Below are 9,041 nucleotides of genomic sequence, written 5' to 3'. Positions count from 1 at the left end.
GCACCGTTGCGTGCCAATCGTAAGGCCGATCTGGGAGGATTGTCATGACGTCGACGGCGCAGGACCTGCACCCGGCTCCAACACTGGAGCCCGGCAGGACGATCCTCGAACTCAGGGGGCTGGAGAAGCGCTATCCCGGCACGCACGCGCTCAAGCCCGTCAACCTCGCCTTCAAATCCGGCGAGATCCACGCCATCGTCGGCGAGAACGGCGCCGGCAAATCCACTCTCATCAAGCTCCTCACCGGCGTCATGCCGCGCACCTCCGGCGACGTTATCTGGGAGGGCAAGCCGGAAGCGCTGGCGACCCCGCATGAGGCGATGGCGCTCGGTATCAATGCCGTGCACCAGGAGGTCGTTCTCTGCCGCCACCTCACGGTCGCCGCCAACATGTTCCTCGGTGAGGAGAATTCGCGCTTCGGCATCCTGCAGCAGCGGGCCATGGTCAAGGATGCGCAGAAGATCATCGATGGCCTCGGCTTCGACCTGCCGGCGCACGTCATGCTCGGCGATCTCACCATCGGCCAGCAGCAGTTGATCGCCGCTGCCCGCGCCACGGTGCGCGGTACCAAATTCCTGATCTTCGACGAACCGACCGCCTACCTGACCCGCAAGGAGGCCGATCAGTTGTTCACGCTGATCCGCCGGCTGAAGGGCGAAGGCGTTACCATCATCTATATCAGCCATCGCATGGAAGAGGTGTTCGAGCTCGCCGACCGCGTGTCGGTGCTGCGCGACGGCACGCTGGTCGGCACCCGCAACATCGCCGAGACCAACGACGCCGAACTGGTCAAGATGATGATCAACCGCTCGATCGAACAGATCTACCACAAGGAGCATTTCACGCCGGGTGCCACCATCGTCGAGACTCGGACCCTCTCCGGGAAAGGCTTCGAGAATGTCTCGATGAGCGTCCGTGCCGGCGAGATCGTCGGCCTCTACGGGCTGATCGGCGCCGGCCGCAGCGAATTTGTCACCACGCTCTACGGTCGCCACAAGAAGTCGGCCGGCCAGATCCTGTGGGAGGGCAAGGAGGTGCAGGTCAACTCCGAGCACGATGCGATCCGGCTCGGCATGGCGTTGGCGCCGGAAAGCCGCCGCGACCAGGGCCTCTGTCTCAATTTGCCGGTTGGCCTCAACCTCAACCTGCCGATCTACAAGCGCATCTCGAACAAGCTGCTGATCTCCAACACGCAGGAAAAGGCCGAGGCCGATCGCCAGATCGCCGGCCTCAGGATCAAGACGCCGACGCGCAACGCGCTCGCCTCCAGCCTGTCCGGCGGCAACCAGCAGAAGATCGTCATCGGCAAATGGCTGGCGCATGGCGCCAAGCTGTTCATCTTCGACGAGCCGACGGTCGGCGTCGATGTCGGCACCAAGGCCGAGATCTACCGCCTGTTCTCGACGCTGCTGTCCAACGGCGCCGGCATCATCCTGATCTCGTCCTATCTGCCGGAGGTCTATGAACTCGCCGACACGCTGCATGTGTTCCGGCGCGGCAAGCTGGTCGCCACGCATGGCTTCCGCACCGCCGACCACGAGGACATTCTCTCTCAGGCGCTCGCCGAGAAACAAGAAAAACCGGGAGGACAGAAATGAGCACCGAGGCGATCGCGGCCGAAAAGCCGAAGCGCAACTACAATGCCCTATTCGGGCTGACGCTGCTGGCGCTGCTGGTTCTGTTGTGGGTCATCCTGTCGGTGACGACCCAGAGCTTCGCCTCCGCCAACAACATCTCCAACCTGCTGCGTCAGGGCTCGATGATCGCCATCCTGGCGGTCGGCCAGACGTTCGTCATCATCACTGGCGGCATTGACCTCTCGGTCGGCGCCGTTGTCGGCTTCGCCACCGTCACCACGGCGATGCTGATCAATGCCGGCGTGCCGGTCTTCGCCGCCATCCTGATCACCCTGCTGGTCGGCGTCGCCATCGGGTTGTTCCACGGCTTCGGCATCGTCAGGATGGGCCTGCCGCCCTTCATCATCACGCTGGCCACGCTGACCTCGCTGCGCGGCATTGGTCTGCTGATGACGAACGGCAATTCGATCTCGATCAACAACGATGCCTTCCAGGAATTCTCGCGCAATTCCTTCGTCGGCATCCCCAATCTGTTCTGGATGGTGATCCTGGTCGGCATCCCGGCCTACATCTTCCTGCACCACAGCCGCTGGGGCCGCTACCTGTTCTCGGTCGGCTCCAACGCCGAGGCCTCGCGCCTGTCGGGTGTCAATGTCCAGCGCACCATCTACATGGCCTATACGCTGTCCGGCCTGTGCGCCGCCTTTGTCGGCGTACTGCTCGCCTCGCGCATCGGCATCGGCAATCCGACCCAGGCCGAGGGCTGGGAGCTGCAGGCGATCGCCTCATCGGTGATCGGCGGCACCTCGCTGTTCGGCGCGGTCGGCTCCGTGCACGGCCCGCTGCTTGGCGCCTTCATTCTCGCCACCATTAACAACGGCGCCAACCTTTTGAATGTCAACGCCTTCTGGCAGCGCATCATCACCGGCGTGCTGATCATCGTCATCGTCTATTTCGACGGGCTGCGCCGCCGCGGCAAGTAAGCTGACCTCGACCGCCGGCCTTCGCTACAGCCCGAGTGCCGGCGGCCCCATCAACAGACTGGATTGAAGCATGAAAGCCGTCGTCTGCCGCTCGCCCGGCGATCTTGTCCTCGAGGACCGCCCGGCGCCGGGGGCGCCGCCTGCCGGCTGGGCGCGGGTGGCGGTCAGCCATGTCGGCATCTGCGGCACCGACTACCACATCTTCGAAGGCAAGCACCCGTTCCTCGCCTATCCGCGCGTCATGGGCCACGAGGTCTCCGGCACGGTTGTCGAGACGGGCGAAGGTGTTGCGCTGAGCGCCGGCGAGGCGGTCATCATCAATCCCTATCTCGCTTGCGGCAAATGCATCGCCTGCCGGAAAGGCAAGCCGAATTGCTGTGTCAGGATCGAAGTGCTCGGCGTCCATCGCGACGGCGCCATGTGCGAGGAGATCCTCGTGCCGGCGCAAAATCTTTATCCGGCGAACGGTCTCTCTCTTGCCGATGCCGCCGCCGTCGAATTCCTGGCCATCGGCGCGCATGCGGTGCGCCGCGCGCAGGCCGAGCCTGGCGCCCGCGCGCTGGTCATCGGCGCCGGCCCGATTGGGCTCGGCACCGCCCTGTTTGCCCGCATCGCCGGCCTCGATGTCAGCCTGCTCGATATGAGTAGCGAACGCCTGGGCTTTGCTGAAAACGAACTGGGCTTCGCCACGCTCGATGGCTCGAAGGCACAGGCGACCGATCTGGCGCGCGAAGCGACCAGCGGCGAAGGTTTCGACATGGTCTTCGATGCCACCGGCAACACGCAGTCGGTGCAGTCGGCCTTCGCCCATGTCGCGCATGGCGGCAGCCTCGTGCTCGTCAGTGTCGTCAAGGACGACATCACCTTCTCCGACCCGGAATTCCACAAACGCGAGATGACACTGATCGGCAGCCGCAACGCGCTGAGCGCCGACTTCGACCACGTCGCGGCTTCGATCCGCAATGGTGCCGTGCAGATGGGAAAGCTCGTCACCCATCGCACGACCCTTGCCGGCACGCCTCGCGACCTCGCAAGGTGGGCGCATGAGAAATCAGGCCTGATCAAGGCCGTCATCGAAGTCGGGTAGGACCATGCTGAGGATCGACGCGCACCAGCATTATTGGCAGATCGCGCGCGGCGACTATTTCTGGATGGGGCCGCACGTCGCGCCGATCGTTCGCGACGTCTTCCCGGCCGACCTCGCGCCGCATCTGCAGGCCGCCGGCATCGCCCGCACCGTCGTGGTGCAGGCGGCGGCGACCGTCGCCGAAACCGAATTCATGCTCGACCTCGCCGACAAGGACGACAGCATCGCGGCCGTGGTCGGCTGGGTCGATCTCGAGGCCGACGATGTCGAGGCGACGCTGCGCCGGCTGGCGGCGCGGCCGAAGTTCCGCGGCATAAGGCCAATGCTGCAGGACATCGACGACACCTTTGATATTTTGAAGCCGAAGCAGCTCGCCGCGCTGAAGCTTTTGCCGAAACTCGGCCTGCGTTTCGACGCGCTGGCGCAGCCGCGCCATTTGCCGGTGGTCGCCGCACTCGCCGACCACATGCCTGACCTGCCGATCGTCGTCGACCACGCGGCAAAACCCTTCATCGCCAAGGGCATCCTAGAGCCCTGGGCGAGCGACATGGTGGCGCTGGCGAAGCGGCCGTCGGTGGTCTGCAAATTCTCCGGCCTGGTCACCGAGGCCGGGCCGAACTGGTCGATCGCCGGCCTCAAGCCCTATGCCGACCACCTGCTCGCCTGCTTCGGGCCGGACCGGCTGATGTTCGGCAGCGACTGGCCGGTGTGCGAGCTCGCCGCCACCTACGAGAATTGGCTGGCCGCCGCGAGGGAACTCCTGGCAGGCCTTTCGCCGGTGGAGCAGGACGCCGTCTTCGGCGGCACCGCCGCGCGCTTCTACGGCATCAGCTAGTCATTGGCCGACAGTTTCAGCTCGACCCGCTCCGCCGGAAACCGCGACTCGGAAAACTGGATCGGCTGACCGTCGAGTGTGACGTTGACCGCGACCGTCACCAGCACGATGGCGCCGGGCTGCAGGTCGAGATCGGCAAGATCGGCGGCATCGGCATGGCGCGCCGACAGCACCGTCGATTGCCTGAGATAGTCGTTGATGCCGAAGCGCTTCAGCGATGCGGTGACCGATCCCGTCTCCGCCATGGCGGCATCGATACCGGCGAAGCGTTTGGCGTCGAACCAGGCGGTGGCGCGCGACACCGGATGGCCATCGGCTTCGCCGCGCGTCTCCAGGCAGAGCAGGGCGGCTCCCCTGGCGAGCTTCAAGGCATCGGCGATGCGCCGGCTGGCCGGCTCAACCGATGAGGCAAGCAGCGCAATATGCCGTTCGCTCGTCTGCCCCTGCAGGCCCGTCGAAAAGCGCGTGCGGGCGCCGATCGGGTAGGAGAGCCGCTTGCGCGACAAAACGAAGGTGCCGCGCCCCTGCTCGGCCCTGAGCACGCCTTCCTGCACCAGCGCCGCGATGGCGCTGCGCACCGTATGGCGGTTGACGCCATAGCGTTCGGCAAGCGCCATTTCCGGCGGCAGCGCCGCGTTCTCGGCAAAGTCGCCGGCGGCGATTCCCTGCAAAATCTGATCGGCGATCTGCCGCCACAGCGAAACGCCGCTGCGCCGCTCGATGCTGGCTGCCTGCTGCCCACTCATGCCCGCCCCCGGTTCTCTCACCAGCCCAGACTTTTCGCCGGTGTCATCCACCCGTCATGGACTCGCGCTAGCTAATGCGTATAATTTGTATAATTGTCTATATCAATAGACAAATTTGCGCAACCGATGGAGTGCCGCCATGCGAGGACAGGAAGCGCGCGAGCAGGCCGGGCGCAAGGCGGCGATGGCGACGCTGGCGCAGTCCGGCGGCGACGAGATCGCCCGGCTCTGGAGCGAGGCCGGCCTGCCCCTGGAAGCCGAGCTACTGCGCGGCCCCGAAACCGGCCTGGTGACGGTGCGCGGCCGCATCGGCGGCGGCGGCGCGCCCTTCAATGTCGGCGAGGCGACGGTCACCCGCGCCACGGTGCGCCTGCCCTCCGGCCAGGTCGGCCATAGCTATGCGCTCGGCCGCGACAGGCAGAAGGCGAAGCTGGCCGCGATCGCCGATGCGCTGTGGCAGGACCCGGCCCATCGCGACGTTGTCGAGACCAGGGTGATCGCGCCGCTGCGCGCTGTGCTCACCGAGGCGCACGAAAAACGCCGTGCCGAGACGGCGGCGACAAAAGTGGATTTCTTCACCATGGTGCGCGGAGAGGACTGATGGAGACGCAATCGATCGAAGGCGGTTTCGCCGATCCGGTCTTCAATGCGCAGACGGTGTTCCGCGCCGTCATGGATGCGATGGCGCGGCCGGGCAGCGTGCAGCCGCTGCCGGCCTTTGCCCGTCCGCCGGCGCCACTGTCAGCGACTTCAGGCGCGGTCGCGCTGGCGCTCTGCGACAACGACACGGCGCTCTGGCTCGATCCGGGCTTGCAAGCCGAGCCGTCGGTCAGATCCTGGCTCGGCTTCCACACCGGCGCGCCGCTCGCCAACACGCCGGCCGACGCGCATTTCGCCATTGTGGCCAGGCCGGCCGAGATGATGGCGCTGGATGGCTTTTCGCAAGGCACGCAGGAATATCCCGACCGCTCGACGACGCTGATCCTCATCGTCAGCGATCTCGCCTCGGGCGCTCCCCTGCTGCTCGAAGGCCCGGGCATCGAGAAGATGGCGATGCTCGCGCCGGCCGAGATGCCGCGCCACTTCATCGAGCAGTGGAAGCAGAACAGCCAGCGCTTTCCGCGCGGCGTCGACATCATCCTGGCAGCACCGGACGGGGTCGCCTGCCTGCCGCGCACCACGCGCATCAAGACGATGGAGGCCTGACATGTATGTCGCGGTGAAAGGCGGCGAGGCCGCGATTGCCAATGCGCACCGCCTGCTTGCCGATCGCCGGCGCGGCGACCGCTCAGTGCCGGCATTGCGCCTCGACCAGATCGTCGAGCAACTGGCGCTCGGCGTCGACCGGGTGATGAGCGAGGGTTCGCTCTACGACCGCGAGCTGGCCGCGCTCGCCATTGTCCAGGCACGCGGCGACATGATCGAAGCGATCTTCCTCATCCGCGCCTATCGCACCACGCTGCCGCGCTTCGGCTACACCAGCGCGGTCGACACCGGCGCCATGCTCATCGAGCGCCGCGTGTCGGCGACCTACAAGGACCTGCCCGGCGGTCAGCTGCTCGGCCCGACCTTCGACTACACCCACCGGCTGCTCGATCCCGAACTTGCCGCCGGCGGCGACGTCGCCGAGCCGATGGAACGCCCCATCGAGGCCGAGCCGATGCTGCGCGTTTCGGCGATCCTTGCCCGCGAAGGCCTGATCGAGGCCGACGGCGACATGCCCGGCGACCACGTCCCCGGCGACATCACCCGCGAGCCGCTGCAGTTCCCGATGGCGCGCGACATCCGCTTGCAAGCCCTGTCGCGCGGCGACGAGGGGTTTCTGCTGGCTCTCGGCTATTCCACCCAGCGCGGTTATGCCCGCAACCATCCCTTCGTCGGCGAAATCCGCATTGGCGCGGTCGAGCTGGAACTGGAGGTGCCGGAACTGCCCTTCGCCGTGCCGCTGGGCTCGGTCCGCGTCACCGAATGCCAGATGGTCAACCAGTTCAAGGGCTCGGCCAAGGCGCCGCCGCAATTCACCCGCGGCTACGGCCTGGTCTTCGGCCAGAGCGAGCGCAAGGCGATGGCGATGGCGCTCTGCGATCGGGCCTTGCGGGCCAGCGAATTGGGCGAGGATGTCGTCGCCGCCGCGCAGGACGAGGAGTTCGTCATCTCGCATTCCGACAATGTCCAGGCGACCGGCTTCGTCGAGCACCTGAAGCTGCCGCATTATGTCGACTTCCAGGCCGAGCTCGACCTTGTGCGCCGTATGCGCGCCGAGCACGACGCCCGCGAAAATCACCGCACTGGCGAGGAGAAGCGGGAGGCCGCCGAATGATCGAGAGCCTCTCCTACATAACCTTCGTCGTGCGCGACCTCGACCGCATGAGCGAGATCCTGACCGGCGTATTCGACGCGCGCGAGATCTATGACAGCGGCGCCCGGCAGTTCTCGCTGTCGCATGAAAAATTCTTCCTGATCGGCGATCTCTGGATCGCGATCATGCAGGGCGAGCCGCTTACCGAGCCCAGCTACAATCACATTGCCTTCAAGATCGACGACGCCGATTTCGACCGCTACGCCGAGCGTGTCAGAAGACTCGGCATCGACATGCGCCCGCCGCGCCCGCGCGTCGAGGGCGAAGGCCGCTCGATCTATTTCCACGACGACGACAACCGTCTGTTCGAGCTGCACACCGGCACGATGGCCGAGCGGCTGGCGCGCTACAGGGAATTGGAGGTCGTGCAATGAGCTCAGCTGTCTCCGCCACCGTGACCGGCGTGCCCACCGCCATCGTGTCCACTGTGGCCCTCGTAGCCACCACCGCCGCCGTACCAACTTTCGGAATTGTTGGAACCTTCCCTTGGCGCCGGAAAAATCGTGCGCCGAAGAAAAAAGACGACCGCGCCGGCGAACGCCAGCAACACGATCCCGAGGTGCATCCATCCGGCAGAATTCATTCCGATCGGGTCCGGTTTCCACGCCTTGCAAGTCAATTCGGTAGCACGGAGCGGATGTGATCGCCATGACCGACATCGCCACCTACAACTTCGCTTATCTCGACGAACAGACAAAGCGGATGATCCGCCGCGCCATCCTCAAGGGCATCGCCATACCCGGCTACCAGGTGCCTTTCGCCTCGCGCGAAATGCCGATGCCCTATGGCTGGGGCACCGGCGGCGTCCAGGTCACCGCTTCGATCATCGGCCCCGACGACGTGCTGAAGGTCATCGACCAGGGCGCCGACGACACCACCAATGCCGTCTCGATCCGCGCCTTCTTCAAGAAGGTCGCCAACGTCGCCGTCACCACCGAGACGGCCGAGGCCTCGATCATCCAGACCCGCCATCGTATCCCCGAGCATCCGCTGACCGCGGGCCAGATTCTGGTCTATCAGGTGCCGATCCCCGAGCCGCTGCGCTTCCTCGAGCCGCGCGAGACCGAAACGCGCAAGATGCATGCGCTGGAGGAATACGGCCTGATGCATGTCAAACTCTACGAGGACATCGCCAGGCACGGCCGCATCGCCACCACCTACGCCTATCCGGTCAAAGTCGAGGGCCGCTACGTGATGGACCCGTCGCCGACGCCGAAATTCGACAATCCGAAAATGCATCGTTCGCCGGCTTTGCAGTTGTTCGGCGCCGGCCGCGAAAAGCGCATCTATGCCGTGCCGCCCTTCACCGACGTCGTCAGCCTCGATTTCGAGGACCATCCTTTCGAGGTGCAGACCTTCGACCAGCCCTGCGCGCTCTGCGCGGCCGAGAACGTCTATCTCGACGAGGTCATCCTCGACGACCATGGCGGCCACATGTTCGTCTGCTCCGACAC

General features: G+C 65.5%; 11 protein-coding genes. 10 read left to right on the top strand and 1 reads right to left on the bottom strand.

Going from position 1 to position 9,041, the window contains the following annotated elements; translation table 11 throughout:
* The first annotated feature begins 44 nt into the window (after positions 1-44).
* The 4 genes from EN742_RS14245 to EN742_RS14230 all read left to right on the top strand — a co-directional run bounded on the left by EN742_RS14245 (position 45) and on the right by EN742_RS14230 (position 4,482).
* Positions 45-1,598, top strand: a complete 1,554-nt coding sequence (locus tag EN742_RS14245; protein WP_126058234.1) for a sugar ABC transporter ATP-binding protein — start codon at positions 45-47, stop codon at positions 1,596-1,598.
* Entirely contained in the window at positions 1,595-2,560 is a 966-nt protein-coding gene (locus EN742_RS14240; RefSeq protein WP_126058233.1) for an ABC transporter permease, read from the top strand. Before EN742_RS14245 ends, EN742_RS14240 begins: the two co-directional genes overlap by 4 nt.
* Before the next feature lie 70 nt (positions 2,561-2,630).
* Positions 2,631-3,647, top strand: a complete 1,017-nt coding sequence (locus EN742_RS14235) for a zinc-binding alcohol dehydrogenase family protein (RefSeq protein WP_126058232.1) — start codon at positions 2,631-2,633, stop codon at positions 3,645-3,647.
* A 4-nt stretch (positions 3,648-3,651) separates the two neighbouring features.
* On the top strand, positions 3,652-4,482 hold the full coding sequence (locus EN742_RS14230; protein WP_189363034.1) for an amidohydrolase family protein: 831 nt from the start codon (positions 3,652-3,654) through the stop codon (positions 4,480-4,482).
* Here EN742_RS14230 and phnF read toward each other — a convergent pair.
* Positions 4,479-5,228, bottom strand: a complete 750-nt coding sequence (gene phnF, locus EN742_RS14225; protein WP_127407382.1) for a phosphonate metabolism transcriptional regulator PhnF — start codon at positions 5,226-5,228, stop codon at positions 4,479-4,481. The two genes, EN742_RS14230 and phnF, sit on opposite strands and share 4 nt — an antisense overlap.
* Positions 5,229-5,367: 139 nt before the next feature.
* Between phnF and phnG the strand changes: the two genes are divergently transcribed.
* From phnG to EN742_RS14195, 6 genes are all read left to right on the top strand, one after another.
* Complete coding sequence (gene phnG / locus EN742_RS14220; RefSeq protein ID WP_126058230.1) at positions 5,368-5,829, top strand: phosphonate C-P lyase system protein PhnG; 462 nt, start codon at positions 5,368-5,370, stop codon at positions 5,827-5,829.
* On the top strand, positions 5,829-6,434 hold the full coding sequence (gene phnH, locus EN742_RS14215) for a phosphonate C-P lyase system protein PhnH (protein ID WP_127405915.1): 606 nt from the start codon (positions 5,829-5,831) through the stop codon (positions 6,432-6,434). The genes phnG and phnH overlap by 1 nt, the downstream gene beginning before the upstream one ends.
* Before the next feature lies 1 nt (position 6,435).
* Positions 6,436-7,548, top strand: coding sequence for a carbon-phosphorus lyase complex subunit PhnI (locus EN742_RS14210; RefSeq protein ID WP_127405914.1), 1,113 nt, complete (start codon positions 6,436-6,438; stop codon positions 7,546-7,548).
* Entirely contained in the window at positions 7,545-7,961 is a 417-nt protein-coding gene (fosX, locus tag EN742_RS14205; protein ID WP_127405913.1) for a FosX/FosE/FosI family fosfomycin resistance hydrolase, read from the top strand. The genes EN742_RS14210 and fosX overlap by 4 nt, the downstream gene beginning before the upstream one ends.
* A complete protein-coding gene (locus EN742_RS14200; RefSeq protein WP_127405912.1) occupies positions 7,958-8,230 on the top strand; it encodes a hypothetical protein in 273 nt (90 codons plus the stop codon). Before fosX ends, EN742_RS14200 begins: the two co-directional genes overlap by 4 nt.
* A gap of 5 nt (positions 8,231-8,235) precedes the next feature.
* Positions 8,236-9,041: alpha-D-ribose 1-methylphosphonate 5-phosphate C-P-lyase PhnJ (locus EN742_RS14195; RefSeq protein WP_128332939.1), on the top strand; the 806-nt coding region annotated here is incomplete at its 3' end.

It is taken from the genome of Mesorhizobium sp. M4A.F.Ca.ET.020.02.1.1 (assembly GCF_004022645.1).
Taxonomy (GTDB): Bacteria; Pseudomonadota; Alphaproteobacteria; order Rhizobiales; family Rhizobiaceae; genus Mesorhizobium.
This window is presented reverse-complemented; position numbering and strand designations above follow the sequence as displayed.

Excerpts from the sequence above, each read along its gene's own strand:
- EN742_RS14245 (WP_126058234.1), top strand. The coding sequence starts at position 45 with ATGACGTCGACGGCGCAGGACCTGCACCCGGCTCCAACACTGGAGCCC.
- EN742_RS14240 (WP_126058233.1), top strand. The coding sequence starts at position 1,595 with ATGAGCACCGAGGCGATCGCGGCCGAAAAGCCGAAGCGCAACTACAAT.
- EN742_RS14235 (WP_126058232.1), top strand. The coding sequence starts at position 2,631 with ATGAAAGCCGTCGTCTGCCGCTCGCCCGGCGATCTTGTCCTCGAGGAC.
- EN742_RS14230 (WP_189363034.1), top strand. The coding sequence starts at position 3,652 with ATGCTGAGGATCGACGCGCACCAGCATTATTGGCAGATCGCGCGCGGC.
- phnF (WP_127407382.1), bottom strand. The coding sequence starts at position 5,228 with ATGAGTGGGCAGCAGGCAGCCAGCATCGAGCGGCGCAGCGGCGTTTCG.
- phnG (WP_126058230.1), top strand. The coding sequence starts at position 5,368 with ATGCGAGGACAGGAAGCGCGCGAGCAGGCCGGGCGCAAGGCGGCGATG.
- phnH (WP_127405915.1), top strand. The coding sequence starts at position 5,829 with ATGGAGACGCAATCGATCGAAGGCGGTTTCGCCGATCCGGTCTTCAAT.
- EN742_RS14210 (WP_127405914.1), top strand. The coding sequence starts at position 6,436 with ATGTATGTCGCGGTGAAAGGCGGCGAGGCCGCGATTGCCAATGCGCAC.
- fosX (WP_127405913.1), top strand. The coding sequence starts at position 7,545 with ATGATCGAGAGCCTCTCCTACATAACCTTCGTCGTGCGCGACCTCGAC.
- EN742_RS14200 (WP_127405912.1), top strand. The coding sequence starts at position 7,958 with ATGAGCTCAGCTGTCTCCGCCACCGTGACCGGCGTGCCCACCGCCATC.